Source organism: Methanosalsum natronophilum, from assembly GCF_024808815.1.
GTDB lineage: Archaea > Halobacteriota > Methanosarcinia > Methanosarcinales > Methanosarcinaceae > Methanosalsum > Methanosalsum natronophilum.
On sequence record NZ_JANUCS010000008.1, the window covers coordinates 1 to 26,623 of the forward strand.

Below are 26,623 nucleotides of genomic sequence, written 5' to 3' on the forward strand. Positions count from 1 at the left end.
ATGATGAACAATACATAAAACTGAATGGAAATCGGTTTTATAGGCTCAGTTTGATAGACTCTGTACTGAATAAACCAGTAGAAGAGAAAATTGTGCCAGATCTTGAATATGATACTGTTAAGGGTTTTATTAAAAATGCTGTAGCTTCTAAGCCTCTTCATGCCATTTCAACCGACCACCGAAGAAAATATAAATCGATTATGGATGAACTAAAAATCAAGCATCAATTTTGCATATTTCATTTGTACAAGCTTGTTGGGAAAGATGTGTACAAAAAACTAAAATCAAAATTTATTAGCCCTAGGGAAAAGATCAGGTTGTGTTTAGCATTTACAAAGATCAAAGAAGTATTTAGAACATATGATCTAAATATCGCAATCAATAGACTTCAAGAGATAATCAGTAATATGGAAGAAATTCCACATTTACTTCACAAATCAATAGATAAAATTATAAAAGACTTCGAAAGGTTGACTCTGTTTATGGTGGATGAAATGATTTCAAAAACAACAAACCCTATTGAGAATTATTATCGACAAACGTTACCTGATTCGTTGAAAAGGATATTTAAAACACCGAATGGGATATTGAATTATTTAAGTGTTAAAAGAGGATATTGGGAAGGGAACATATCCAATAAAGTTTAACACCAAAGTTTTTGACAGCCTCTTAACCACGACAAAAGCAATAGGTTGTGATAAGGCTATAAAAATAAATATCGATATGAACAAAATTTTACATGAGTTTGAATGGATTATTCTTGCACATTTTCATATAAACTATTTTATCACGATGCTTATGAGATACTTATCACTTTAAAAAAGAACAGTAAAAATTGAAGTTATAGATAAGTATATTAATTAAAAGTTATTTTTTGTATACAAATCTTTGTACTTGTTATTTGGATTAATCAAGCATATTATATACAAAAGTAGCGATATCTTTAAGATAAATTTGTATAATAATAAAATGCTTGAATTAGATTAGATCAAGTATATTGGTTACAAAAAAAATTTATAGGAGAAATTAAAAATATGGTAGCAATAGTTGATGCAGAAGAATGTACTGGTTGTGAATTGTGCGTGGATGTTTGTCCAGTAGAAGCAATTTCAATGAATGATGACGAGCTTGCAGTCATTGATGCAGATACCTGCAATGATTGTGGCGATTGTGTAGATGAATGCCCAGTAGAAGCAATTTCAATGGAATAAATTTTCTTATTCCTTCTTTTTATTTTGTTGCTTACAAGGGAAATTTTGTAGCAAAAGAAATAGTTTAGTAGATAGCTATATAATACAGTTTATCTAGGATATTATTAGCTTTTTAAGGTTATATTAATACTTTTAATTGATATATTACACGAATGTATTTACTTATCTTCTAGAATTAGAATTTTATCTTTCACATTAGCGTAACATTGCTCAATTATTGCGCTAGTCCCACTAATTTCTGTTACTTTAAAATCGAACTTTGCTGCAAACTTGTTAATCTTTAGATCAAATTCAGTTTCATAGTTGATACCTGTATCAATTTTAATCAAAGTTTTTACTCCCATCATTTTGAAAAACTTTTTCTTTTTCATATAACTTTTAATATTTTTTTTCAATATCTCCAAACAATATATCCCAGTTTGATGACAACATTGGTGTAAAGAATAAGGCATCTAGATATTGTTTTAAAAGTAAATTATATTTTTCATCTCCACCAACCACAGCTGAGATGCAATCTGTAACTTGTTTTGTGTAACTCATTTTACGTTCGCCTAAAATGTGAACATTAACATCAAGGCCATAAAATGTATTGTCTAGGTCATTAAATGCTTTTCCGCAAGAACCATAGAACAAAAGGATGCTATCAACATAAGCTTCTTGTTCTTTAATTGTTTTGTATGTAGTGTCCTTTAGTTTCTTTGGAGAAGAATGAAGATTCTTTGGTTGGATTAAAACAACTACATTAAATTGATTTGTACCATAAGAATTCTGTTCATGTCTTGACCAAAAAGTTTCTTTTGGAAGTATTTCAGGCACAATGCCAACATTCTTTATTTTTTCAACAAAATCTGTAATTTCTCCATTATCTATGATCACAATTTTTTCTACATCCCTATCATTGGCTAGTACATGGACAATTTCATCTTCCATTATTTTACATCCTAACAAAAACAAAAAGTGGTCATTACTTGTTTTCCTCATAGCATTACCTCATGTTGACCTATAATTGTGCATAATTTGATTGTTCCAGGCTTAGAATGGAATTGTAATCAATACATTATTTGGTGCATCTTTTAGTTATTCTTTAATAATCAGTTTTTTTTAGTAGACTTTTATAGGACTGTACTCATTTTCGAGTTTCATCATATGTTTTTAAAAGGCTTAAAATAATCTATTTAGATAATAATAATTACCTTTAGAACTAAGATAAGATTAAAAGAATATAAAAGTGAATATCAAATAAAAAAAACTATTTTATAATAATAAACCTTAAATAATAATAATTATTAATTAGATATGTTGCTAAAACTGTTGGAATTGAATAGTAATCAACCATCATGGATGGATTAAATACGAGCGCAAAAACAATCAAATATACAAACCAAAGGATGGAAATTCTTAAGTTCTTAAGAGAGTTTAATGGACATCCTACAGTAGATGATGTATATGAAGGTGTAAAATGTAAACTTAGTAGGATTAGCAAAGCTACTGTTTACAACAATCTTAGGTTCCTTGCTGAAAAAGAGCTGATTAAAGAGGTGAACACTAAAGGCGTATCTCGTTTTGAAGCTAATCTAGTTACACATCACCATATTATTTGTCTAGAATGTGGAGATATAAAGGATTATGAATCTGAAGAGCTTACAGAGTATTCTTTAAATGTAGCCTCAAAAATTGATGGATTTAAGATAGAGTCAACTGATACCAATTTCTATGGTTATTGCAACAAGTGTAGGAGGAAACAAAATGGATGAGCAAGAAGAGAGAGTAACAATGCCTTTAATAGGTGAAAATGCACCAGCCTTTAAAGCAAAAACAACGATGGGGGAAATTAACTTCCCAGAAGACTATAAAGATAAATGGGTAGTTTTATTTAGTCATCCAGCAGATTTCACGCCGGTGTGTACAACAGAATTTATGACGTTTGCAAGTATGCAGGATGAGTTTAAAGACCTTAATTGTGAATTAATTGGATTATCAATAGATAGCCTATATGCTCATATTGCATGGCTTCGAACTATAAAAGAAAAAATAGAGTATAAAGGCATGAAAGATGTTGAGATTATGTTCCCTGTGATAGAGGATCTTAAAATGTCTGTAGCTAAGAAATTTGGAATGGTGCAGCCGGGAGCTTCTGACACACAGGCGGTACGTGCAGTTTTTGTTATAGATCCACATGCAAAGGTTCGTGCAGTACTCTACTATCCATTATCAAATGGAAGAAATATGGATGAAGTAAAAAGGTTACTTATAGCGATGCAAAAATCGGATTCTGAAGGTGTGGCTACTCCTGCCAATTGGCAACCAGGAGAAGATGTAATTGTACCACCACCTGGATCATGCGGTGTGGCTAAAGAGCGAGTTGAAAAACAGGAGCCAGACACATATTGTCTTGATTGGTTCATGTGCTTTAAAAAGCAATCTTGAGAAAAGATATGTTGGCTTGACCAAAAAGAGAGTTGTTTTATAGTTTTATACTAATCAATGTCTTCTTTTTGGCTAATATTTTTTAAACTTACAGAAAGAAGTATCATTGATTAATTTTTTGGGTTGGAGGGTGGAGGTAAATTTGGGAGCTATTAAATAGTAATAGGACATAAAAAAACAATATTATGGAGGCATTAAAATATGACATCAATTAAAGGAACTAAGACCGAAATTAACTTACTAACAGCATTTGCTGGCGAATCACAGGCAAGAAATAGATATGATTATTTTGCTTCAGTTGCGAAGAAAGAAGGGTATGAACAAATATCAGCTATCTTTCAAGATACAGCAAAAAATGAAAAGGAACATGCAAAACGCCTTTTCAAGTTTTTAGAAGGTGGAGAGGCAACTATCAATGATTCATATCCTGCAGGAATCATATCTGACACTAAAAGTAATCTTTTAGCAGCAGCAGATGGTGAAAACCACGAGCATTCAGAAATGTATCCAGATTTTGCTGAAGTTGCAGATAAGGAAGGTTTCTTAGAGATTGCTGAAGTTTTTAGGAATATAGCTAAGGCAGAAATTGGGCATGAAGATAGGTTCCGTGCTCTTGCTAAAAACATTGAAGATGGAATTGTTTTCAAGAAAAATACCAAGGCCACATGGAGATGTAGAAACTGTGGATATATTCATGAAGGACCAGAGGCACCTGAAGAATGTCCAGCATGTGCTCATCCACAAGCTCATTTTGAAATTAAAGCAGAGAATTACTGAACTTTAAATTTATATCCTTAGACATTTAATGTAGAGATTAAAAAATCTCTACAAATTTTTATTATTTTGCTTAGTGTAAATGATTTGCATTAAACAAATATTTTCTCATGACCTACAAAATCACTAATAAATTTAAACGAAAATAATGGTCAACTTGTTATATGCTCTATAGCAAACTTGAAAGCTTAGTGAAGTTAAAAGCTAAATTATTAGAATAAACAAGTTTTAAAAATTGAAAAAAAACATAAAAAAAATAAATAAAGAATGAACTATTTGTAAGTTCATCCGACAAAATTTAATTTTTTATATTCACAGTCCATAGTTCGATTCTGGCCTGAATACTTTAACTTCGTTCTTGTACTTTGTCATGGAATCGCTCATGAACTGGTCGATATCGTCAGGTAGTGCCTCAAGGTCGGCTTTAGCTTTACTTAATGCATTTGTTTCAAACCTAGTGAGTTCTAGGTGACCTTTCTTACCTTCGTCCAATATCTCACAGCATTTGAGTGCAGCGTTCTTTGCACGTAAGTATAGGTTATCTCCATCTTTTGCAATGGCCTCTCCTATTCTATATGCGTTATCGTAGGCAAGTACGTAACCTTGCGGGTCTCTGTACCTGTCAGATGCTACGAACATATCCCTTAGCAATTTCTCATTACCTGACTTGAGTGCAACGTTCATCAACGAGCAGTCATAGCCCAGTGTTTCAGCCCAACATTGTACTGAAGTACCACCGAACTCACCATGGTATTCTACAGATTCATTTGACCAGAGGTCACAACATTGCATTACCAGGTTACCGAGTACGTCAGAGTGTGCATCGGTTGAAGTCTTACCTTCCTGTGATATTGGGACACCTGCAATTGATTTTACAATAGTGTTCTCATATGCACAGTCTTTACCTGGTCCCTTAGCACCTGATTCATATGCAACCAATGACCTTGATGCTGCAATTGAGCGTGCAATTATTGCTAATGTGTGTGCTAGGTTCTTGTCTAAGAGTCCACCAGCAATGAACATTGCTGTGTTGGCCTGTGCACAGTCAGTATCACCTGCAGGTACTACATTGTTCTTCTTAGCAACCTTTGCGATATCCTGCCAGATATATTCCATATCCATTGCACCAAGACATCCGATACCATAGAGTACACCTTGCATATCGTTCCTTAGGATCGCGTGATCGAATACTTCTTTACCACCCATCGATTCAATTGATAACAGGTCAGCACCATTGGATGCAACCTCATCGAATGCTTCCATGAGTGTCGAGTATTTACCACCTCTTAGTTCAAGGTAATCTCTATCTTCACGTATATCACCAGGTGTGTGTCTTAATGCACATTTGATACCATATTCCTCATGGTACTCTTCCATGATGGTCTTCTGTGCATGTGCGATCTCTCCACCCCATTTAGGGTTGTTTGTCATTTCCTGGACGTGTTCAGTTTCCAGTACTACAGCAGGGAATCCTACCTGCACCATTCTTGCCATGATGTCAGTTGTGATCTTCTCATATTCCCTAACTAGTTTATCTTTGCTCTGGCCTGCTTCTGGACGTGGTGCATAATTGACCTCAGGTGTAGTGTATCCTGCACCGATCTCTAATCCCAGTCCAGCCTTGACCGGCTTTTTAGCATTACCGAAGATCATTTCGTCAGCGCTGCCATATGCCATTGAAGTAAATCTTTTTACTGTCATTAATATCACCTCTTAGATTAGTGTTGATGGAACTGATCCCTTAGTCCATCTATCTTGCTACCTTTCTTTCTGATGGTATCAGCCATCTTCACGGCATCTGCTGCTTCTTCACCATAAACTCCGAGCTCATACTGTTCAACGAAGTCCTGGTTAACAGCTCCTCCACCACACTGGAATGGTACCTTGATACCACTTTCTACCAACCTGTCATTTATTTGCTTGAATGCGAACATTGTTGTTGTCATCAAAGCAGTACCTGTGACCATAAGTGGTTTTTCTTTCTTGACTGCCTCTACAACCTCTTCTACAGGTACATCACGACCAAGGTCTACTACATCGTATCCACCTGCTCTTAATAGTGCAGCTACGATGTTCTTACCAATATCATGTACATCTCCTTCAGCCACATGGCACACAATCTTTCCTTTTGATTCATGTGTCTTTGTTGATTTTGACTTACAGTAATCGATCCCTTCAAGCATTGCATCTGCTGACATCATTACGTTTGGTAGGAAAATGACACCATCGTCATACAATTTACTTACTACATCCATACCAGCCATCAGATCAGTTATCAGGTCAAGTGGGTCCTTACCTGCTCCAATAGCTTTCTCTAGATGTTCAATGACATCGTCCTCTTCTCCTTCGAAGATAGACTTTGCAATTGAGCGAACTGGCTCTTCTGTTGGATAAAGTTCTTCTGCTGCCTCTTCGGGTGCCATTTCCTTTTCCAACTTTACGTTGTATCTTACCAGAATATCACTGGGTTTTACTTCTATCATGCCAATACTCCCTTTCGTTTGTTTCTTATATAGGTTGAGATCCTTGAATCTCGATTCAATCTACTCATGGAGATGTTTTTAATACCTCCTTAGCGATATATTCTTATTAATAGTATAAAAGGGTAACTACAGCTAAAATCATATATATAAAGGTAATGTAACATACTAAATTATGTACTAGACTTTTATAAAATGAAATGAGGCCTATTGCCTTTGTTATTTTAATAGAGCAAAAAAAAATTATATGAAGTATATAACTATGTTACAAAATCTTTATATAAGATAATGATGACTTAATTAGTCAAATTTAGTATATCTAGTTATTGCTAATTTGCATAAATATTTCTAAAAAAACAAATCTCTGCAGAACCTTAAACCTAAAATTCTTTTGTTAAATGCCGAAAATTATATATAATTATTTTTTGACCTAAAGAAGAATTATTAACTACATGCAATACATGAAAAAAGTGGTTAAATGCAAAAACGCATTTAAGATTTCAAGACATGATTTTATAGTATTTAATATTAAGTCATAAACATTTTTAATCGTACCAATGTGTCATCTTATTGTTAGTTGAACATCGTTTTTAATTGCAGTACATATTGTCTTGACAAGAGGTTAACAACAACAGCAAATTAAGGTTTGATAAAAATAACCATAAAATTTAAGGTTTTAGATAACATATAGAATGTTCTTGATACGGTCCTTCCTTCAAGAAATTCTTTCGTTTCTAAATAGAGTTATAGCATCAAGGAGTGTTGGCTATGGAATGGGAGATAGTTGAAATAATAGGGTATGTTGGATCTGCATTATGGGTAGTCTCGTTTATGATGAGTAATACCTTCAAGTTGAGATTGTTCAACTTATTTGGTGCAACTACTTATGTTGCATATGGGATGTTAATTGGGGCCACTCCTTTAGCTGTTGTAAATGGCATAGTAGGTTTATTGAATGTTTATCACTTAATGTACATGAGGTATATTGATAGTTCATTTGATATGCTTGAAATCCCTGTGAAAGGATCAAGGTATGTTGAACGTTTTCTCAAGCAACACGAAAAACAAATTCAAAAAATTTATCCTAATTTCAAGGAGATGGATTTTTCTAATTGTTATGCTTTATTCACTCTTACAAACTATATGCCTGTAGGTGTCTGTATATATGAGATTTCTTCAGAAGGTAAAATACAAATAAAAATTGACTATATATGTTTGAATAATAAGGATATTAAGGGAACAATACCTCTTTATAAAGAGTATAGGAATTACTTAAGGAACAAAGGTTATTGGGAATTAGTTATCGACGTTGCTGATAAAAAGTATAGAACGTATCTTAACTGGCTAGGTTATCACGAAGATACTCAAAACACCAATTTACTACGAAAAAGGTTAGCTGATTAAAGCAAGTAGTAATGTGATTATAAAATGAAAAGCTTGAATCAATCTTCTTACTTAGGATTTTTTACAACCCTCACTTACTTATACTTAACAGTTGTTGGGGAACTAAATAATTTCGTTGTAAGCTTAGTTCATTTTTATTCTATTTCCTATATATTGTCAACTATATCAAGGCTTAAGGTTTATTAATATAATACTATTGTAAAATACTTAAGCAAGCGTAGTTCAAAACCACTCTCTATTTACTAATAACTATAATTTTTTCATCATTCATCTAAGCTATTTTGTGCTATTCTTATTAACATGATGAGGTAAGCAAGTATATTAGTTTACTAATTAGTTAAAATATTGAGATGTATAGTTTTAATATAATTAAACACGCTTATGATGATCTAATAATTTTCTAATTTCTGGATTTAGGTGATAGTATGTATAGTTTGATTTCTTGAAAGTTTCTACAACACCGTTTACTTTCATAACTGAAAGGTGATGCGATATTAGATTTTGCTTTTGGTCAAGGGCATAAACTAATGCTTTGACACAATAATCTTGATTTAAAAGATGGTAAGCTATTTTGAGCCTTGTAGGGTTACTCAATACTTTGAAGAATTTGCAAGTCGTGTCAATTTCTTTTTCGTTTAATTTGACATTATGTTCTAAATTCAGCTTCCATTCTTCTTCTATGTCATTATCCTTAGGACAACATTTCATGATTCAAAAATGGGATGAAATGCATATATATTTTTTTATATCAATATATATTGATATTAATCATTCCTATTTATATTCATGTAATGTCCTAGTAAATGTAGCTACTCAATTACATTTTCAAATGGAAGGTTCAATATGAGGCTCAGAATTGTTGCAATGAATACTATATTACCTTTTATTTTTGTCAAATTAAAATCAAATAAATGTGTTTAATGGAGTAAAAATTTTGGATATATATTATAAAGAAACTCGAATGATTTTCCATAATCTAATAGTTAAAAAGATGGTGGCTTGAAATGATTAAAAAGGTACTAGTTCCAGTAGATTTCTACAGTGAAAGCTCGGATGTACTGGCCTGTATTGGAGAATTGAAAAATACTGGTCTTGAAAAAGTGGTATTATTACATGTTGTTGATATTTATAAGGCACAAGGCCTTGCTCCCATGTTTGAAAGAAATGCTAAGGAAAAGATTGAGGAATATAAGTTACTACTTGATGAAATGAGTATTGAATCAGTTACTCATGTGCTTTATGGAGATGTAAAGAAGACAATTGCCAATGTTGCTGAAGAAGAAAACGTGGACTGTGTCATAATGGGGGCTACAACAAGTGGGTACATTAAAGGGCGTCTTATGGGTAGAACAACTGAATATATATCTCGGACTTCTAACAAAATGGTGTTGATTGAGAAATATAATAAGTATCAAGATGAAGATGAACTCTATCTCAAATCATGTTCTACAAAGTTTAATCGTGTACTTTTTCCTACAGATTATTCTGAAAGTTCAAAGAGGGGACTTTCTGAATTAGAACACCTTAAGGATATTATTTATGAACTAGTTTTAGTTCACGTTATTGAAGGTGCAAGAAATCCTGAAGATCTTGATAACAAAAAAGAAGCTGCACTTAAATCATTACATGAGTTGGGTCAGAGGTTTGAAACACATACATCAGTTGAGTATCATGTTATTGGAGGAAAGCCTTCTGAAGCTATCAATAGGCTTGCAGAAGAAAAGAATGTTACACTAATTGCTGCTGCAACGCATGGGAATAACTCATTTAAAGATATTTTGCTTGGTAGCACAGCTGAAAATTTACTTAGAATTACTTTAAAACCGGTTTTACTCATACCAACAGGGAATAGGTGACTGCAATGAAAGATGAAAAAGATCTTGATTTTTTTAGTAAATATCTATCTATTTGGGTTGCTATTTGTATTGTACTAGGTACAGGAATAGGTTATTTTTTCCCTTCATTTGCAGGGACACTTGGTCAATATGAGCTAGCCAACGTTTCAATACCAATTGCAATTGTGTTATTGATCATGATGTATCCCATCATGCTCAAAATAAGTTTTGAAGAAATATTGAAAGTAAAAGATAATAAAAAACCTCTTTATTTGACAGTTTTAATTAACTGGGGAATAAAACCGTTTACTATGACCGCATTTGCCTGGTTATTTATACATATTATATTTGGTGGTATCATACCTGTTGATCTCCAATCAGAGTATATTGCAGGGCTTATAATACTGGGACTAGCACCATGTACTGCTATGGTGCTTGTTTGGACACATTTGGCAAATTCTAATATTAATTATGCACTTGTTCAAGTATCAGTTAATAACCTGATAATTCTACTTTTGTTTGCGCCGTTGGGCGCATTCCTTGTTGGACAGACCACAGACTTCCCTATACCAGTGAGAACAATATTTTATTCCGTACTCTTTTATGTAGCATTGCCACTTGTTCTTGCAATCATAACTCGTTACTATACAATACATAAAAAAGGTATAGTTTGGTTTGAAAATAAATTATTGAAAAAGATCGAATGGGTTACACCTGTAGGTCTTCTTGTAACTTTAATATTGATTTTCACCCTTCAAGGTGAAATGATATTGAATTATCCACTCCACATTGCATTAATTGCAATACCGATTATAATTCAGACATATTTTATCTTTACTATTAGTTATTTTGGCGCCAAAAAACTTAAAATACCTTTCAATGAAGCAGCACCTTCTTCCTTTATTGCACCAAGTAATTTCTTTGAGCTTGCCGTTGCTACAACCTTGATCTTGTTTGGAGCAGCTTCAGGTGCAACACTTGCTACAGTTGTGGGTGTTCTTGTAGAGGTCCCTGTGATGTTATCGCTTGTCAAAATAATGAAAAGGAATAAGGACAAGTTCCAGTTTGAATCTGCTACTTGATTAGTAATAAATCTAATAATGATCTTGATTTATTATAAATGGTGATTATAGTGCATTATGGACTAGGTATTGATGCTGGAGGAACTTACACTGACGCTGTTATTATGAGAGGATCAGATGGTAAGGTTGTTGATGCTCAAAAGGCCTCAACAACGTATCCCGATATTAAACAAGGCGTAAAGGAAGTTTTAGACCAATTAGACCAAAATTACTTGAAAGATGTTAACTTGGTATCCGTTTCCACTACTCTTTCAACAAATGCACTACTTGAAAACACAGGTAGGCCTGTAGGATTAATCTTGGTAGGAGATCATCCAAAAGATAGAAAGTATCCAGCAGAAGATTATATTTTTGTATCTGGTGGCCATGATACTAACGGTGAAGAAGAGTATCCTCTGGATGTTAACACTATAAAGCGGTACGTTCAAGAGACTAAACATTGGGCATCAGCCTATGCGGTATCATCATACTTTGGTACTAGGAATCCTGAACATGAACTTGAGGTAAAAGAGGTTATTCATGCTATCACAGACATACCTGTTGTTTGTGGTCATGAACTCTCACATGAGTTGGGTGTTTATGAAAGGGCTGTAACCGCATGTCTTAATGCTCAATTGATACCTATAACTCATCAATTTGTAAATGGTGTTATTTCAGATATTAAAAGGCGTGGTATAAATTCACGGATGCTAATGCTCAAATGTGATGGATCAGTTTACAATATAGAAGATGCATTGGAAAAACCTATAGAAACTATTTTTTCAGGACCTGCAGCAAGTATTCTTGGTGCCTCTTACCTTGCAAAAGAAGAAACATGCGCAGTGATAGATGTTGGAGGTACAAGTACAGATGTTTCATCAATTGAGAATGGAATTCCGAAGGTGAGCTCTGAAGGTTGTAAAGTGGGTGGTTGGAACACACGTGTAAAAGCTATAAAGATGGAAACTTCTGCACTTGGTGGAGATAGCCATGTTTGGCTAAGTGAAAAAACTGTAAATATTGGTCCAAGGAGAGTAATTCCACTTTGTTTAGCCTCATTTCTGTATCCCGAATTTTTTAAAAAACTTAAAAACAATAGACTTATTTTGCGTAAAAAACTCACTGAAAATATCCAGCAGACTAAATTTCTCGTTAGAACTGGATATAAATCTACAGGTCTAAAAAATAAAGAAGAAGAGATATTAAATTTGATTGACAACAATCCAGTTTCAATTAGTGAAATAGTTGATATAAATAATTATAAAAATATAAGGGACTTGAATATCATACTTGACTCATTAATAAATAAACGTTTATTACAACCCATTGGATTCACACCCACCGATGCACTCCATGTACTTGGAGAATATACACAATGGGACAAAGAAGCTGCAGAAACTGGTGCATTTTATCTTGGTAAATATATGAGTATGGGTAAATATGAATTTTGTAAATATGTAAAGGATTTATTTACTCATAATATGGCACATGACTTGGTATCTTTCATAATACCGACTATTTCAAGTAAACCAATTGATAGAGTGTTAAGTGGTGAATACCCGATAAAGTTTAAAATTGATATTCCTGTAATATTGCTTGGTGCTCCTGTATCGGCTTATATAGATGACTTAAAAACAAAAATTGATGCAAAAATTAGCGTTCCACACAATGCAAACGTTGGTAATGCTGTGGGGGCACTTGTTGGGAAAAGTGTAACAAAGGTCGATATTTTAATAAAAGTTGCTTCACTGGCCAACCCAGATAAAGATTTTCTTGTATTCTCATCTAAAGGTAGAAAACGCTTTGAAAACTATGGCGAAGCTGTAGATCACGCTATTGAATTGGGTAAGCAGATAATACTTGACTATGAAAAACGCTGTGGTATTAATAAGGACGAAACTACCATAAATGTATCAAAGCAATCAATAGCTCCTGACTATTGGGCACATCCTCCGATTGAAACAATAGTTACAGTTGTAGGTTTTGGTAATCCTCTATTGCAACTTAAATGAAAGCAAAAAAAATTATAATAATAGCACATAACTAAGGCATTAATTACTTTAAATGTTTTTAAATTATAGCTTAATCAAATACTAATAATTAGTTTAAGTTTTAAAGAACAAGTTCATCCTAATTTAGTTTATACAACAACAGTAGGATATAAAAGTAAAAATTCAAAATTAAGCCATGAGAATTTAACCTAAGTTTGCCAGTCACAATTAATAAAAATGTTCTTAGCTTTTTATTATTCGATGAAAAAACAAAAAAAACTAAGAACAAATAAAATTACACCAAATGAGAATATATCATTTCCGATTGGAACCAGCCTAGCTGTGGAATATTTCTATGAAACATTAGATTTCGATACAGTTTTTGGGAAACATAAGAAAAACGGTATTGACATTAATAAATTGATAAAAGCTTTGTTAAGTTACAAGCTTACAGATAATTTCAGTATAAGTAGAGCACATCAATGGATTAATCGTGATGAAGTATTGGATATATTTAGGCTTGATAGTTTCAGTGAAAGAACTCTGTACAGAGTTCTTGAAACTATAGGAAACAATCGACTAGAGATCATTTCTGATATTCAAGATAGGATATTCTTAACGTATGATTTTGAACATACTAATATAAATTTGGATTGGACGAGCATTGTTTTACATGGTAACAAAGCTCCCTTAGCTGATTATGGGTATAGTAGAGACCATAGGCCTGATAAGAAACAGATAACTTTGGGAATAACTGAGATTGCAGAACCCATCAATGTTCCAATAGGTATCACTACTGAAAAAGGTAATGTAGCTGATCAAACACATTTTAAGATAACATATGACCAGGTGCGAAAGCGCCTGGAAAAAGGTTCTCTTGTTGTATTTGATAGGGGAGCTAACAGCCTTACTAATACTCAAATGGTCTTAGCTGACCATTTCGAATATTTGAGCGGAAAGCAGCTTAATAAAAGTGATGATAAGATCATAGCAACTTTCTGGAACCAGCCAATTGAGCTGATTAGCTCGAAAGAACAAATCTATTGTCTTAAGATTCAAAAACCAAGTGGTGTAAATTATCTCTACTTTTCTCCTAAGCTCCAAAAAGAGCAACTTGCATCAAAAGCAAGGAAGATCAAAAGACAAATAGAAGAAGCAAGACAGATTCAAAGTTCAATTGATAAGAACAAGAAACTGCCAAAGAAGTTCAGGATAAATAATGTTCTTATTGATGTTGAATATTCACTGCAGACAAAATTGGCTGAGATCGATGAAAATGAAGCTTTAAAGATGTTGCAGGATAAACTGATCACTGGAAGAGAGGGATTTTTCTGCTTGAGATCAAGCACGAATTTGACAGCAAAAGATGCTCTTGAAATCTACCGCAAAAAAGATTCAGTGGAAAAAATAATTCATTCGCTCAAGAACGAGATCGAAATAAAACCATTAAGAGTATGGTCGGATGCTAGCATTTATGGAGCTGTGGTAATTGGTTTCATTGCACAGTTATTTATCTCGTTGATGCGGTTTGAGTTCAAGGAACTCAAATCTACATCAACAAAATTCATAAAAAAAAGCTTATTGAATTTGACAGTTACCGTAGATTTCACTAAAAAGAAGGTGAAAGAGTACATTTATTCCAACTTTGATGCAATAAATACTGTGATTTTAGAGCCAAAATGGCTAAAATCATAGTAAAATCAACAAAATTAACTGAACTGTCAAATTCATTTTCTGACAAAAATTAGTAAAATTTTACCAAAAATAGTTTAAACTGGCAAACTTAGGATTTAACTAAAATGTGTTAGAATATAAATAAAATGAGACTTTTTTGTTAGAATAGTATATTGTATTATAAGTACGCATTATTTCTTCCTCCTTAATTTTTATAAGGCGGTTTCCCAAGCTTTGGATTATATGTAGCATCTAACTCGATTCTTATTGAATGAGAAAACAAAGACAATGGGATATCCATTGGACACAGTTCTTCACATTGACCACAATTAACACATGAATCAGAGATATGTGAAAACCTTTTGATATGGAACATTGGATTAGGTGGAACTTCACCATTAGGAACCATGGTAGTATTCTCTTTAATTTCCTCTTTTATTTTAAAGCAAACTGGACATCTATCAATACATGCATAACATTTAATGCATCTATTAGTTTCTTTTTCAATTATTCCCCAAGTATTCGATGACAGGGTAGCAAGATTTTCATTTCTCCACTTGCTACTTAAACTGATCATACTCTGTTCAATTTTCTCTCTAATCTCAATTCCCTTTTTTGGAACATCTGCAGTTTCTATCACATCATCTCTGATTGCATTACTTACTAAAGTAGCTCCTAAATGTGAACAAACTTCTATAAATGTAGACTTACCTGCCATTTCGCCTATAACTCCCCAATTTCCACATGCTAGATCAGCACTGCGGGGTATTTTATAGCTACACCTTCTACAATTGGTTCTTCTACCATATCCTTCATCTTCCAGTTCATCAATGGGTAATGAATGTGTCTCACCATTTTTTGTAAAAACTAAAAAATGTCCTTTACTAATCTTTTCATTCACAACCGAAGAGTGCTCAATACCAAACTTATTTTCAATCATATCTATTGCTGTTTTTGGTGTGATTGTACCCCCACAGTTTAACCCTATGAGTAGAGTCTTATTTAAATCAATAACACCCCTTTTTTCCATTTCAATTAGACTCATAAGGTCACACCCTTTAACAACAACTGCTAATTTTTTATGATTAGTTTTATCTAGTACTTCTTTTACCACTTTGGAGATTAAAAGTGTACCACAATGGAGCGAACCTGATGAGCTACATATTTTTTCCGGGCTCTCAATTAATTCAACTGTAGCATCATAAATATCCATTCCTTGATGTACATTTAATACTCCATCAACAAATGAATTTTCTAATGCATACTTTAACAAGGTAGTAACTGCACCTCCATATTCCCCACTTTGTTTTAATGTATCTTCTCTAGACCATGCATATATCTTTGTACCAGTAAATATCATTTTAACTCGTTCCTAATGGCTCTATTTTCACTGCACATACTTTGTACTCTGGTATTTTAGATTCAGGGTCAAGAGCATTGTTCGTAAGGATGTTGGCAGCAGCTTCTTTAAAATGAAATGGGATAAAGACAATACCCTTCATGATATTAGAAGTTATTTTTGCGGTAATATTTATTTCTCCACGCCTACTTTTAACCTTGACAACTTGATTATTTGTTATTTTTAGTTCATCTGCATCTTTGTCATTAATCTCTATCCAAGCGAAAGGAACTTCAGTTTCTAGTGATGGAGATTTACGAGACATTGTTCCTGTATGCCATTGAAATAGACATCTGCCTGTTGTTAGTAGATGGGGATATTCTTTTGTTGGTTTTTCGGCTGGGGTTTTGTAAGATATAGGAAACATCTGGCTGCGATTATTAGGCATGTTATTAAATGTTGATGTGTGCAATATTGGAGTTCCTGGATGAGTTAATGAAGGACAAGGCCACTGTACCCCATCAGGCTTACTAACACGAGAATATGACATGCCAGAATACAAATTAATCAAATGGGTTAGCTCGTTGAAAATTTCGGAAGGATCCTTGTATGGGAATTGCTCTTTGTAACCCATTTTTCCTGCAAGTTCTGTAATTATTTTCCAATCGGGTTTAGCCTTATCAGGTGGTTCCTGGGCTTTTCTTACTCGCTGAACTCTTCGTTCGGTAGATGTTTGAGTACCATTTTTTTCGGCAAAGCATGCAGCAGGCAAGACAATGTCTGCAATTTTTGCAGTTTCCGTCATGAAAATATCTTGTACAATAAGAAAATCTAGGTTTGAAAGAACATGCTTTACATGCCCAATGTTTGCGTCTGAGATCATCGGGTTTTCTCCCATGATATACATTAACTTGCACTTACTGACCCCTTCAGCTAGTTGTTTCATTAGTACTGTAATCTCTAGACCTTTTATAGGGTCACATATTTCATCAGGAAATCCCCACTTATCTTTGAACTTTAAATGAGAATCACTATCTTCCACAGGTTGGTATCCAGGAAAAACATCAGGCAAACAACCCACATCACATGCACCTTGAACATTATTTTGTCCTCGTAGGGGACACACACCAGTACCCGGTTTACCAATATTTCCAGTTAACATAGCAAGGTCTGCTAAAGCTTTTACATTGTCTACACCTACTGTATGTTGTGTAATTCCCATTGCATAAAGTATAGTAGAAGCACGACTAGTGGCGTAATACTTAGCAGCTAACTTTATTTTATCTATAGGGACTCCTGTGGTAGTAGAAGCACTTTCGAGTGAATATTCAGGCTTTAAGACCTCATTTTTCAGTTCACTGTACCCATAACACCTTTTGGAAATAAAATCAGTATTGTGCCATTTATTTGTTATTATTTCTTGCATTATAGCATTGAGTAATGCAACATCAGTTCCACATTTTATTTGTAAATATAAATCAGATTGAAGCGAGGTAGCCGTTTTTCGTGGATCTATGTTGATTATTTTGGCACCATTTTTTTGTGCTTGTACAACTTTTCGTGCTATAAGCGGATGTTGTTCAAAAGTATTGCTGCCTATTATAAATATACATTTAGAGGTTGCTATATCGCTTATAGAGTTTGTCATTGCACCAGAACCTAGAGTGCTTCCAAGACCTGTAACTGTAGATGAGTGACAAAGTCTAGCACAATGATCTATGTTGTTTGTTTTAATAACACCACGAGCAAATTTCATCAACGTATAATTATCTTCATTTGTGGCACTGGCAGAGGCAAGTATAGATATTTCGTCAGGTATGTATTGAGCAAAACGTTTTGATATGGTAGATAATGCATATTCCCATGTACATTCGATGAATTTACCGTTTCTCTTTATCAAAGGAACTTTAAGTCTATCTTTATGGTTAACAAACTGATAAGCATACATCCCTTTAGGGCACAACTTTCCTTCATTTACTAATGAACGTTGGTACGGGGCAATATCTACGACTTTATTATCTATGGTCACAAGGTTAAAACTACAACCAGTACCGCAATAAGGGCATGTTGTAGGTACATATTTTAGTCCCATAAAAACACAAGTTGTATTATGAGTTTGATTGTATTATTTGTTACCCTCAATACTCACTTTTTATTTGAAGTTTAACTTGAGTTGTACTTTAAAAGTTCAATTAAAGATAATAGATGGTATTTTACATTATTAGTTCCTTGCTCATTTTTTATAATATTATTTATAGTATATCTCTTTGCTTCTCCTTTTCTGGTAGAAGAAATAAAGGAATATCTATTTTGATAGTTTCCTGTTTTTCACAAGCACTTTATCAGACAAGTTTATATACTAAGACTATCTATGTAGGAGTACTTGCTTAATGGACGAATACTTTTTAGTAATATATACAGCATTTTTGGAATATTATTTTGCAGTTTTTAATTACGATTCTGGTTAAAATCCTAAAGCATAATAGAATATAAATTAGGACGTGTATTTTTTTGTTTGGAAACATGACACAAACGGCTCCAGTAGAAGCTGGAAAAACATATGATGTAACGATTGAAGATATTGCAAATGAGGGCGATGGAATTGCTCGAGTACAAGGTTTTGTAATCTTTGTACCTAACACCGAAGTTGGTGACAATGTCAATATCAAGGTTAGCCGAGTTATGAGAAAATTCGGTTTTGGAGAAGTTGTATAATTTTAACAACTTTCTTTTTTTATAAATTTTAGATATATTAATTGCTTTGGACTCAAGTCCTGGCAATTAAAGTTTTTTGTTTTTAACAACTTTTACTAGTTTAAGGAACTTGGTAATTTTTATAGCAATATTGGCATCACTATAAAGCAAATTATATTATTTTAAGTGAGCCATGTAGAATGTATATAGTTTGATTTTTGTTTTAACTAAATAGTATAAAAATTATTCAGTTAGCAGGTTCATAATAACATCTTTTAGGAGATACAACAGTACCATCTTTTTTTAGCTTGGATATTATTTTGCTAACTTCTTTTTTATCAATTGCTGTTAGTTCAGCGACTTCATTTGTTTTCAAAGGCTTACCTGCATTTTTCATAGCTTTAATTACTTTTTGTTCATTGTCCATATAAAATTCCTCAGAAAAAAACATTGACTACAAAGTATATGTAACAAATTCATATTTAACATTAGATAAATAAAAAAGTATCGTAATAAATAATAAATAAAATTCCTCTCTAACTTTAAAATATGCTTTACAGAAAAATAGGACAGACGAATGAACTGGTCTCAATCCTTGGGTTTGGTTGCATGCGTTTACCTGTGATAAAAGATGATCCTAGCAAGATTGATTATGATATGGCATTACCTATGATATACCATGCAATAGATGCAGGAATCAATTATTTTGATACTGCTTACCCTTATCATAATGGTCAAAGTGAAATCTTTCTTGGCCATGCGTTAAAAGGTGATTTAAGAGAAAAAGTTAAGATTGCTACTAAACTACCTGTTTGGAATATTGACTCTAGAGAAGATATGGATATGTATCTAGACATTCAGTTGGAAAGACTTAACACAGACTATATAGATTTTTATCTTGTTCATAGCTTGAATAAAGACTTTTGGTCTAAGTTATCTGGTATTGGCTTACTTGATTTTTTAGAAAATTCAAAGAAGAAAGGCAAAATCCTTCATATAGGTTTTTCATTTCATGATGATGTTGATACATTCAAACAAATAGTAGATTCATACGCATGGGATTTTTGTCAAATACAATATAATATAATGGATGAATACTACCAGGCTGGTAGGTTGGGTTTAGAATATGCTGCAAGTAAAGGTCTTGGTATAGCTATCATGGAACCTATGAGAGGTGGTAGTTTGGTTAATATGGTTCCATCAGATATACTTTCTCAGTGGAAGCAGATTGATAGCAAAAGATCACCTGCATATTGGTGTCTTCATTATCTTTGGGACAGAAATGATATCAGTTTAGTTCTAAGTGGAATGAATACGATGGAACAACTACAAGAAAACATTAACTCAGCTAAAACTGGATTTACTAATATTTTATCTGAAAATGAAAAAAGAGTCATTTCAACTGTTGGGGATATGTATAGGTCTAAACTGGCTGTGAACTGTACTGGATGTAGGTATTGCTTACCTTGTCCTGCTGGCGTCTACATACCTCTTAACTTTAAGTATTTGAATAATATATCGATATATGGTGACATTCAAACCGCTAGGAAACAATATATCAACCATCTTGGATCTAAAAGAAAAGCTTCAAATTGCAATAAGTGTGGTGAATGTGAACCAAGATGTCCTCAGAATATACCTATAAGAAAAATGTTAAAAATAACAGCCCAAAAGTTAGAAAATTATGAACTATGAACTATGAACTATGAACTTCAATTTGCATGAATGGTTCATAAAAAATGAAGTTATGAGCTGATCGAGTGAAATAAAGCTAACTTAAAACCTTGTTATGTATGTAAAAGTCATATCAATATAATTGGAGGCATTAGCTAGACTTTTGACAATAACAATCTTACAAACTAAAAACTCTTCCAATTTTGTTGCAGCAACAATACAAGCAAATAAGAACCGCTGTAACCATAAATGAATTAAATATTTATAATGTGGGGCGTAAAAACTCTATGCCTTTAGTATACATCAAATATATTACAAATGAGTGTGGGTTTGTATATAATTAATCGATGTCGAGAACCAAGCCAAAAGGGATTTAAACTGGACGCCCTTGGGATAAAGGTATTTGTAAAAGGGCCCCATAGTTCTTTGACTTTCCAGTTAGGTATTAGCTGTGATATCAGATTACTTAAGGAGTTGGTCGAAGGAAGTAACTGAGTCTTTAGCTCAGGGGTATAGTTCACGTAAAATATCTGAACATGGAGTGAAATTTGAGATTATATAATAAAAATTGTATGTCTTCTATTAGTTGCTAAAAAAGTTTAAAGCAAGTTCATATTAGCTATTGCTGCAATAGTTGAATGTATTAAGAATCCATGTTTTCAAAAGGAACTTAATGTCATTTAATTACCACATGTCCAAACATGCCTAAACAAATTTTAAAAAAAAAGCTAAACTCAGTGAAAGATATTTTCTTTTTCTCTATTAAGATGTTGTTGGGTGTAACTATAATTTATACAAGCCTAGCATTTTTAGCTATGGAAATAGCGCAATTTACCAATCTACCTCTATTTCAATAACATTATTACTTATATCATCAAAGTAGCGAATGTAACCATTTTCTACTCCATAGGTATATATGCCATGTAAGACTTCAACATTCATCTTGCAACAATTTAACATATTGTAAATAGATAATATATCTAGATTCCATGTTTCAACTCTATTCACATCAATATGTCTATATGAACGGTTAATGTTCCACTGTAGATTAGGCGAGCTATGATGTTCAGTAATGTTGTTATTCTGTAGGGTATACTGTGCTATATTGTTTAAAGAAAGTGATTTCCCTGCATACTTTTCAATATATTCGTTAATGTCAATAGTATAAAATGGATTTGCTATATCACCATGTCTTATTGGGGTTAAAATACTTTCAAAGTGACGAATATTAAAACCAACTGCATAATCTCTTTTTAAAAAGCAGTATAAATTTGACAAATCTGAAGAAAAATAATGGTTAAAATAAATTTCAGGAATAATTAATTTTAGTAAATGTATATTTTTATTCCCGGGAGTGAAAAAAAGCCATTCATCCAATATATCATTATAAATAACACAACATGTAGAACCACTAATATTTGTGCTTTCAGATCTACCTGGATAAATAGTATCATAATTACATTTTGGCTGAATATCTAAAAAAGTGGCCATTTTAACAATAATGATATAAAATAGAAGAAGTTAATTAAGTTTTCTTTATCATGCTGGTAGAAAAAAGTTATTGGTGATAATCGACTTTATCTATATCCTTTAATTGATGTTTTTTAACTTGAATATTTGTATGCTTTTTTTTTCTTGACATTGATAAAAGCTGGGTAGTTCTCAGAACATTGTTTTTTTTTACTTCAATAATTCTATCTTGATATACTCTTATTGACCTTAAATAATCAATTTTCCTAAACTCTGGCCAGAAAGGTGCACAAAAATGAGCAGCACATTCATTACCATTAGTTTGCCATGGCAAAAAGTTAGATATTCTTTCATTTCCACCTGATCGGATAACAAGGTCTACATTTGGGACTGCAAGATCATGTGAAGGGTATAAATGACTTGATACTTCTTCTTCATCAACATTATCGAGATTTAATGTACCTTGAATTAGCTTTGTACCTAATTCTTTTGTAGCTTGTACAAGATCTTGTCGCCCACCATATGCTAAAGCTATGTTTAGAGTACATTTTGTATAATTCATAGTACATTCTTCAAGATTATAAATGGAATTCTGCAAAAAATCTGGTAATAAGTCCTTATTTCCAACAATCCTAACACGAACTTCCCTATCATGGACTTTATGATCTGTTCTCATCTCATCAAATTTTTCAGCCATCAGCTCAAAAAGGCTGAAAATTTCAGAATTAGATCTATTAAAGTTTTCCATTGAAAAAGCGTAAACTGTTAGCTCGGATATACCAATGTCCCATGACCAGTTTATTATATTTTCAGTAACTTGGGCACCTTTTGAATGTCCAAAATATGTATCTTTGTTGTACCTATTAGCAAATCTTCGGTTCCCATCCATAATAATAGCAACATGTTCTGGGAGTGGACCTTTTGAAACTTCTTGAAATAGTATCTTCTCATACGCACCATAGATGGATTTGATAATTTTTTTCATCATATACTCACATCAGCTAAACTCTACAAGAAAATATTACTTCATTTTTAGCATGAAGCCTAGTTACCAATTATATTAATAGTTTTGTAATACTGAGTCCACAATGTCTCTATATTCCGTCTTTAAGGAATAAACATTATGGTCACCTGTTACATTAATACTTAATATACCTAATCTGGTATTCATTAACCCAACCATTGCTGAAACTCCCCTATAACTTACACTATATCCACGCTTTTGAAGTTCTTCAAAGACATCATTTGTTGTAAAAAAACTACCCAATAAGAACAGTTTGAGCACTTCTTTGCGTATTCCGGTATCATCTCGACCAAGATATTTGATTAACCTTGCCCGAACCCGGTCTTCTATTGTTTCCAGCACCAACACCTCTATGACTGTTGTCGAGTTATATCTAGTTTTTGACTTATAAACCTATTTAATTGATGACAAGTCGAAAAATTAGAAATCAACCGATACCCTTATATTCTTCTCATTTATAAGTTTTAATATTTGAATTTGACTAATTGAGTTCAATTAATTTTTAGCCTGCGTTGTGGAACTAAATTTTTATAGCGGAATTGATGCTACCACAAGACCGTTAGTTAAAGGGTATTTTTCGATAATAGTACACTCAAATCCATTTGATGTTAGTACATTTGAAATATCATCTAATATCCACCATGCAATAGTAATAGAACTTTCACCCATTTCAAACATATCGGTTGGAACATCTTCTGTTGTAAGGATTGTGACAACATCCTTTATATGGTCAGCTTTGATAATTCCATATACTATAGTACCATCATTAGTAATTTCATCAAAAGGCCTAGCTGTATTTTTAGCTATTCGTATCAATCTTCTCCTAAGTTGTATTGCATCTTTATATCTAGATGAGCAAAAATGGAACTTAGGCATAGAAGAAGCAACTTTTAGAGCATACTCACGTGAAAACATTGCAGCATTTGATATATCATCTTTTAATCTATAATTTAAATCAATCATTTTATTTGAATTTGTATCAGAGAACTCCAGTTCATTTAGGTTTAAAAAAATGTCAAAATCATTGATATTTTCTATTAAATGTTCGATACCTTCAATAGATGGTACTTCTATACCTGTCTCGAGACCAAGTTCTTTTGCTGCTAAGATTGAAGTTATATATTTAGTAGAATTGAGATATTTCCACATTGACAGGGGTGGATGAAATCTTATTTCGTCTAGACCAGCTATAAGTAATCTTTTTAAGATATCTTTTGTAGGTGAATATGAAGTATATAGATGAATATGATGTTTTTCACCAAGATTTTTTTTTAAGAGCTTGATATAGTAAATTGTTTTTTCTAAAACCATTAAAGGTTCTCCACCAGTAATTCCTGTACCTAATGCGCTCATTTTCCTTGCCTGTGAAAGTACATCAATGTCAGAAACTACTGATTCTTCGTTAGCATATACTGTTTTTTTATCAATGCGTTCATCTGAAATGGGGCAGTAAAAACAATTATTTGTACAACTACCTGTAACAAATAAAACCATCTTTGCACCTTGCTGGCATAACTTACATCCGTTTGATAGGTACGAGTAAAAAGACCCTGCTTCACCTTCATTTATTTCGATATTCTTTATTTTTTCTTTCATGGTTTTTGAAGGAGTACATTTTTTATACTTTTTAGAACTATACAGAATCTTTAACTAGTACAAATAGATATAAATTTGTTTGTATAATAGTAGCTCATGTTAGGAAATATGGCTAGGTATGATTAAAAAATTCATATTTTAACACCTAATATTTGCTACGTGCAACAGTGAAACTAATTATGTAGCTGAAAAAAAATGGTAAACTCTCTTTCACATTTTGGTGTAGGCTTTTTAATAGCAGCAGTCTTAGGATTCAAAGGCTGGGAAAGGATATGTCTTGGACTATTAGCAGTGCTTCCAGATTTAGATTTCATTCCAAATTTCCTTTTTTTTGCAATCGAAGATATGTTTTCCTATGAAGTTAGAACACAACTGTTTTATATTATGGTGCATCGTGAATTTTTTCATTCACTTCTTTTTATTTTAATAGTTACAGTAATTTTGTGGCTTTGGAAAAAAAACAACAAATTTACTATAGCAGGGTTTTTTGTTTTGTTAAGCCACTTTTTTTTGGATTATGCAACTTCATGGAAGATGAGACCTATGTACCCTTTTGTTGAGGAAGCTTCAACGTTAGGCTCAATTGATTTCTTTGATCCAATAGTTACTATTATCTCTCTAATTCCAGTAGCTATACTTCTTTTAGATTATAGATTTGGTAGATTAAAAGAGATTAATTACAGAAGCAAGCTCAATAGGTTAACACTCACTTTTAAAGCTAACGAGAAACAGATTTATCAAGTTTTGTTTATTGTACTTCTTGTATGGTGTGCTATAACACCCTTTACTAAACTGCTACTGGTATCAGACGTAGCTGCACAAGAAAACACTGAACTAGTCTATCAAGATACTTATCCGATAGCTTTTGGCAAATTTTTGACAGCTTATTCGTATAATGAAAGCCACTATAAGGTTATGGAGATATCATACTGGTCAGGCATTGAGCAAAGTGTTCATGTTCCTAAAATAGCAAATAAAGGAACTTCATCAAGTTCCGATGCAATGATGTCATACGTTAAAGCTTCATATGACTTATATTCAACAACACCTGGTCAGCAAATTGATTTTCCCGTGTTTTCTGTTTATAAGGAAAATGATTCTATCGAAGTAACTATTAGAGATGCCAGAAGTGAATTTGTTCTGTTCTGGACGTATTTTGTAGTTGAGTATAAGTTCGTGTTTGATAGTGGAAATCCAGGCTGTAATTATACTGCTTATTATACAGACCAACAGGGAGAAACTAGAGAGGTTCCTAACAACTGGTTTCTTGAGAATGATAAATGCTTAGAATAATAATTAAACAAACCATATATATTTTTTTTAAAAAAAAGATCAGGTAAATAGTTTTATCCACCTGAAACAATTTTAAGTATAGAAACATTACCAGAGTCAACGTTAGCATCAAGTGCTACTGCTTGTCCTTCATGTAGGACTAGAACAGTCTCTGGATTAATCTCAAGATCATTTAAAAGCTGTTCATATGTACAATCTTCATGAACATCCAAATGCTTTTTAGTTTCATCCCCCATCATTAGTTTTAGAGTTAATCTTTTACTCAATCGAAATCTTCACCACCTTCTTCTTCATAATCACTGAGCCCTTCCCCATCAATCAAATCATCAAGGTTTTCATGTATTAATTTTTCTTCAAAATTTTCATCTTTTTTAATTCCTTTGCGCTCAGCTTCTCTTTTATGGAATTTTGACATTTTTGTTCACCTCAACGAAATATATGCAGGCAAGTATTATTTAGGTAGTAAAATTTTTTACTTATTGCCTTTAATCTAAAAACAGTATATTCCATTTTTATCGCTTCCTTAGTACTTTAGTGCACTAAGCTAAATTAACTATAATACTTATGCTGACAACTATAGGTTAGCCTAAATTGTAGCTATGATTATAGTTAAAGAAACACAGTTGTATATATGTTAGCTCATTATATGTATTTTACTAAAAGAGCAATTAATGTG

The 26,623-nt window shown here is 32.8% G+C and carries 27 protein-coding genes and 1 pseudogene; 14 read left to right on the top strand and 14 right to left on the bottom strand.

The features are described from left to right. Together J2T59_RS05455 and J2T59_RS05460 are read left to right on the top strand one after the other, a co-directional pair. Positions 1–578, top strand: a pseudogene (locus J2T59_RS05455) (ISNCY-like element ISMbu2 family transposase); the annotation flags it as partial. Between the two features lie 456 nt (positions 579–1,034). After that, positions 1,035–1,211, top strand: coding sequence for a 4Fe-4S binding protein (locus J2T59_RS05460; RefSeq protein ID WP_259134741.1), 177 nt, complete (start codon positions 1,035–1,037; stop codon positions 1,209–1,211). A 158-nt stretch (positions 1,212–1,369) separates the two neighbouring features. On the opposite strand, the gene J2T59_RS05465 is transcribed toward J2T59_RS05460, so the two are convergent. Then, positions 1,370–1,663 carry a DUF1638 domain-containing protein gene (locus J2T59_RS05465; RefSeq protein WP_310572663.1) on the bottom strand — a complete coding sequence of 98 codons (294 nt, stop codon included), beginning with the start codon at positions 1,661–1,663 and terminating at the stop codon, positions 1,370–1,372. After that, positions 1,590–2,192, bottom strand: coding sequence for a DUF1638 domain-containing protein (locus J2T59_RS05470; protein WP_259134743.1), 603 nt, complete (start codon positions 2,190–2,192; stop codon positions 1,590–1,592). The genes J2T59_RS05465 and J2T59_RS05470 overlap by 74 nt, the downstream gene beginning before the upstream one ends. A 356-nt stretch (positions 2,193–2,548) precedes the next feature. Between J2T59_RS05470 and J2T59_RS05475 the strand changes: the two genes are divergently transcribed. From J2T59_RS05475 to rbr, 3 genes are all read left to right on the top strand, one after another. Then, complete coding sequence (locus J2T59_RS05475) at positions 2,549–2,965, top strand: Fur family transcriptional regulator (protein ID WP_259134745.1); 417 nt, start codon at positions 2,549–2,551, stop codon at positions 2,963–2,965. Next, positions 2,958–3,638 (top strand): peroxiredoxin, encoded by a 681-nt coding sequence (locus J2T59_RS05480; protein WP_259134747.1) that lies wholly within the window; start codon positions 2,958–2,960, stop codon positions 3,636–3,638. Before J2T59_RS05475 ends, J2T59_RS05480 begins: the two co-directional genes overlap by 8 nt. A 201-nt stretch (positions 3,639–3,839) precedes the next feature. Beyond that, a complete protein-coding gene (rbr, locus tag J2T59_RS05485) occupies positions 3,840–4,415 on the top strand; it encodes a rubrerythrin (protein WP_259134748.1) in 576 nt (191 codons plus the stop codon). A gap of 309 nt (positions 4,416–4,724) precedes the next feature. On the opposite strand, the gene mtaB is transcribed toward rbr, so the two are convergent. Then, positions 4,725–6,113 carry a methanol--corrinoid protein co-methyltransferase MtaB gene (mtaB, locus tag J2T59_RS05490; RefSeq protein WP_259134749.1) on the bottom strand — a complete coding sequence of 463 codons (1,389 nt, stop codon included), beginning with the start codon at positions 6,111–6,113 and terminating at the stop codon, positions 4,725–4,727. A gap of 17 nt (positions 6,114–6,130) precedes the next feature. Continuing rightward, entirely contained in the window at positions 6,131–6,895 is a 765-nt protein-coding gene (gene mtaC, locus J2T59_RS05495) for a methanol--corrinoid protein MtaC (protein WP_259134750.1), read from the bottom strand. Positions 6,896–7,660: 765 nt separating this feature from the next. Between mtaC and J2T59_RS05500 the strand changes: the two genes are divergently transcribed. After that, positions 7,661–8,296 carry a hypothetical protein gene (locus J2T59_RS05500; RefSeq protein WP_259134751.1) on the top strand — a complete coding sequence of 212 codons (636 nt, stop codon included), beginning with the start codon at positions 7,661–7,663 and terminating at the stop codon, positions 8,294–8,296. Positions 8,297–8,665: 369 nt separating this feature from the next. Here J2T59_RS05500 and J2T59_RS05505 read toward each other — a convergent pair whose 3' ends face one another. Further along, on the bottom strand, positions 8,666–9,004 hold the full coding sequence (locus tag J2T59_RS05505) for an ArsR/SmtB family transcription factor (RefSeq protein ID WP_259134752.1): 339 nt from the start codon (positions 9,002–9,004) through the stop codon (positions 8,666–8,668). 296 nt (positions 9,005–9,300) lie between these two features. On the opposite strand from J2T59_RS05505, the gene J2T59_RS05510 reads away from it, so the two are divergent. The 4 genes from J2T59_RS05510 (at position 9,301) to J2T59_RS05525 (ending at position 14,878) form a co-directional block, all read left to right on the top strand. Further along, complete coding sequence (locus J2T59_RS05510; protein WP_259134753.1) at positions 9,301–10,152, top strand: universal stress protein; 852 nt, start codon at positions 9,301–9,303, stop codon at positions 10,150–10,152. A gap of 5 nt (positions 10,153–10,157) precedes the next feature. Further along, positions 10,158–11,213 carry an ACR3 family arsenite efflux transporter gene (gene arsB / locus J2T59_RS05515; RefSeq protein ID WP_259134754.1) on the top strand — a complete coding sequence of 352 codons (1,056 nt, stop codon included), beginning with the start codon at positions 10,158–10,160 and terminating at the stop codon, positions 11,211–11,213. Between the two features lie 50 nt (positions 11,214–11,263). Further along, a complete protein-coding gene (locus tag J2T59_RS05520; RefSeq protein WP_259134755.1) occupies positions 11,264–13,204 on the top strand; it encodes a hydantoinase/oxoprolinase family protein in 1,941 nt (646 codons plus the stop codon). Between the two features lie 240 nt (positions 13,205–13,444). Then, entirely contained in the window at positions 13,445–14,878 is a 1,434-nt protein-coding gene (locus tag J2T59_RS05525) for an IS1634 family transposase (protein WP_259134756.1), read from the top strand. A 184-nt stretch (positions 14,879–15,062) separates the two neighbouring features. Here the strand turns inward: J2T59_RS05525 and J2T59_RS05530 are convergent, their stop codons facing one another. Then, positions 15,063–16,217 (bottom strand): Coenzyme F420 hydrogenase/dehydrogenase, beta subunit C-terminal domain, encoded by a 1,155-nt coding sequence (locus J2T59_RS05530; RefSeq protein WP_259134758.1) that lies wholly within the window; start codon positions 16,215–16,217, stop codon positions 15,063–15,065. A 1-nt stretch (position 16,218) separates the two neighbouring features. After that, positions 16,219–18,288, bottom strand: coding sequence for a formate dehydrogenase subunit alpha (gene fdhF / locus J2T59_RS05535; protein WP_259134760.1), 2,070 nt, complete (start codon positions 18,286–18,288; stop codon positions 16,219–16,221). Between the two features lie 431 nt (positions 18,289–18,719). Between fdhF and J2T59_RS05540 the strand changes: the two genes are divergently transcribed. Continuing rightward, positions 18,720–18,911 carry a TRAM domain-containing RNA chaperone gene (locus J2T59_RS05540; protein WP_259134761.1) on the top strand — a complete coding sequence of 64 codons (192 nt, stop codon included), beginning with the start codon at positions 18,720–18,722 and terminating at the stop codon, positions 18,909–18,911. Between the two features lie 226 nt (positions 18,912–19,137). On the opposite strand, the gene J2T59_RS05545 is transcribed toward J2T59_RS05540, so the two are convergent. After that, complete coding sequence (locus tag J2T59_RS05545) at positions 19,138–19,317, bottom strand: helix-turn-helix domain-containing protein (protein ID WP_259134762.1); 180 nt, start codon at positions 19,315–19,317, stop codon at positions 19,138–19,140. Between the two features lie 122 nt (positions 19,318–19,439). Between J2T59_RS05545 and J2T59_RS05550 the strand changes: the two genes are divergently transcribed. Continuing rightward, positions 19,440–20,585 (top strand): aldo/keto reductase, encoded by a 1,146-nt coding sequence (locus tag J2T59_RS05550; protein WP_259134763.1) that lies wholly within the window; start codon positions 19,440–19,442, stop codon positions 20,583–20,585. A 297-nt stretch (positions 20,586–20,882) separates the two neighbouring features. Then, on the top strand, positions 20,883–21,059 hold the full coding sequence (locus J2T59_RS05555) for a hypothetical protein (protein WP_259134764.1): 177 nt from the start codon (positions 20,883–20,885) through the stop codon (positions 21,057–21,059). 336 nt (positions 21,060–21,395) lie between these two features. On the opposite strand, the gene J2T59_RS05560 is transcribed toward J2T59_RS05555, so the two are convergent. From J2T59_RS05560 to J2T59_RS05575, 4 genes are all read right to left on the bottom strand, one after another. Then, entirely contained in the window at positions 21,396–22,055 is a 660-nt protein-coding gene (locus J2T59_RS05560) for a hypothetical protein (RefSeq protein ID WP_259134765.1), read from the bottom strand. Between the two features lie 67 nt (positions 22,056–22,122). Beyond that, positions 22,123–23,022, bottom strand: a complete 900-nt coding sequence (gene uppS / locus J2T59_RS05565; protein ID WP_259134766.1) for a polyprenyl diphosphate synthase — start codon at positions 23,020–23,022, stop codon at positions 22,123–22,125. Positions 23,023–23,094: 72 nt separating this feature from the next. Continuing rightward, entirely contained in the window at positions 23,095–23,406 is a 312-nt protein-coding gene (locus J2T59_RS05570) for a DUF2551 domain-containing protein (RefSeq protein ID WP_259134767.1), read from the bottom strand. Between the two features lie 180 nt (positions 23,407–23,586). Next, positions 23,587–24,654 (bottom strand): radical SAM protein, encoded by a 1,068-nt coding sequence (locus J2T59_RS05575; protein WP_259134769.1) that lies wholly within the window; start codon positions 24,652–24,654, stop codon positions 23,587–23,589. A gap of 195 nt (positions 24,655–24,849) precedes the next feature. Between J2T59_RS05575 and J2T59_RS05580 the strand changes: the two genes are divergently transcribed. Then, complete coding sequence (locus tag J2T59_RS05580) at positions 24,850–25,947, top strand: metal-dependent hydrolase (RefSeq protein ID WP_259134771.1); 1,098 nt, start codon at positions 24,850–24,852, stop codon at positions 25,945–25,947. A 53-nt stretch (positions 25,948–26,000) separates the two neighbouring features. Here the strand turns inward: J2T59_RS05580 and J2T59_RS05585 are convergent, their stop codons facing one another. Together J2T59_RS05585 and J2T59_RS05590 are read right to left on the bottom strand one after the other, a co-directional pair. Further along, entirely contained in the window at positions 26,001–26,213 is a 213-nt protein-coding gene (locus tag J2T59_RS05585; protein ID WP_259134773.1) for a hypothetical protein, read from the bottom strand. Beyond that, a complete protein-coding gene (locus J2T59_RS05590) occupies positions 26,210–26,362 on the bottom strand; it encodes a hypothetical protein (RefSeq protein ID WP_259134775.1) in 153 nt (50 codons plus the stop codon). Before J2T59_RS05590 ends, J2T59_RS05585 begins: the two co-directional genes overlap by 4 nt. Positions 26,363–26,623: the final 261 nt, after the last annotated feature.

Coding starts and splice junctions, on each gene's coding strand:
- J2T59_RS05510 (WP_259134753.1), top strand. CDS start 9,301: ATGATTAAAAAGGTACTAGTTCCAGTAGATTTCTACAGTGAAAGCTCG.
- J2T59_RS05460 (WP_259134741.1), top strand. CDS start 1,035: ATGGTAGCAATAGTTGATGCAGAAGAATGTACTGGTTGTGAATTGTGC.
- J2T59_RS05545 (WP_259134762.1), bottom strand. CDS start 19,317: ATGGACAATGAACAAAAAGTAATTAAAGCTATGAAAAATGCAGGTAAG.
- J2T59_RS05550 (WP_259134763.1), top strand. CDS start 19,440: ATGCTTTACAGAAAAATAGGACAGACGAATGAACTGGTCTCAATCCTT.
- fdhF (WP_259134760.1), bottom strand. CDS start 18,288: ATGGGACTAAAATATGTACCTACAACATGCCCTTATTGCGGTACTGGT.
- J2T59_RS05530 (WP_259134758.1), bottom strand. CDS start 16,217: ATGATATTTACTGGTACAAAGATATATGCATGGTCTAGAGAAGATACA.
- J2T59_RS05590 (WP_259134775.1), bottom strand. CDS start 26,362: ATGTCAAAATTCCATAAAAGAGAAGCTGAGCGCAAAGGAATTAAAAAA.
- mtaB (WP_259134749.1), bottom strand. CDS start 6,113: ATGACAGTAAAAAGATTTACTTCAATGGCATATGGCAGCGCTGACGAA.
- J2T59_RS05465 (WP_310572663.1), bottom strand. CDS start 1,663: ATGCCTTATTCTTTACACCAATGTTGTCATCAAACTGGGATATATTGT.
- arsB (WP_259134754.1), top strand. CDS start 10,158: ATGAAAGATGAAAAAGATCTTGATTTTTTTAGTAAATATCTATCTATT.
- J2T59_RS05500 (WP_259134751.1), top strand. CDS start 7,661: ATGGAATGGGAGATAGTTGAAATAATAGGGTATGTTGGATCTGCATTA.
- J2T59_RS05560 (WP_259134765.1), bottom strand. CDS start 22,055: ATGGCCACTTTTTTAGATATTCAGCCAAAATGTAATTATGATACTATT.
- J2T59_RS05555 (WP_259134764.1), top strand. CDS start 20,883: ATGAGTGTGGGTTTGTATATAATTAATCGATGTCGAGAACCAAGCCAA.
- J2T59_RS05540 (WP_259134761.1), top strand. CDS start 18,720: ATGACACAAACGGCTCCAGTAGAAGCTGGAAAAACATATGATGTAACG.
- uppS (WP_259134766.1), bottom strand. CDS start 23,022: ATGATGAAAAAAATTATCAAATCCATCTATGGTGCGTATGAGAAGATA.
- J2T59_RS05580 (WP_259134771.1), top strand. CDS start 24,850: ATGGTAAACTCTCTTTCACATTTTGGTGTAGGCTTTTTAATAGCAGCA.
- J2T59_RS05525 (WP_259134756.1), top strand. CDS start 13,445: ATGAAAAAACAAAAAAAACTAAGAACAAATAAAATTACACCAAATGAG.
- J2T59_RS05470 (WP_259134743.1), bottom strand. CDS start 2,192: ATGAGGAAAACAAGTAATGACCACTTTTTGTTTTTGTTAGGATGTAAA.
- J2T59_RS05475 (WP_259134745.1), top strand. CDS start 2,549: ATGGATGGATTAAATACGAGCGCAAAAACAATCAAATATACAAACCAA.
- rbr (WP_259134748.1), top strand. CDS start 3,840: ATGACATCAATTAAAGGAACTAAGACCGAAATTAACTTACTAACAGCA.
- mtaC (WP_259134750.1), bottom strand. CDS start 6,895: ATGATAGAAGTAAAACCCAGTGATATTCTGGTAAGATACAACGTAAAG.
- J2T59_RS05480 (WP_259134747.1), top strand. CDS start 2,958: ATGGATGAGCAAGAAGAGAGAGTAACAATGCCTTTAATAGGTGAAAAT.
- J2T59_RS05505 (WP_259134752.1), bottom strand. CDS start 9,004: ATGAAATGTTGTCCTAAGGATAATGACATAGAAGAAGAATGGAAGCTG.
- J2T59_RS05575 (WP_259134769.1), bottom strand. CDS start 24,654: ATGAAAGAAAAAATAAAGAATATCGAAATAAATGAAGGTGAAGCAGGG.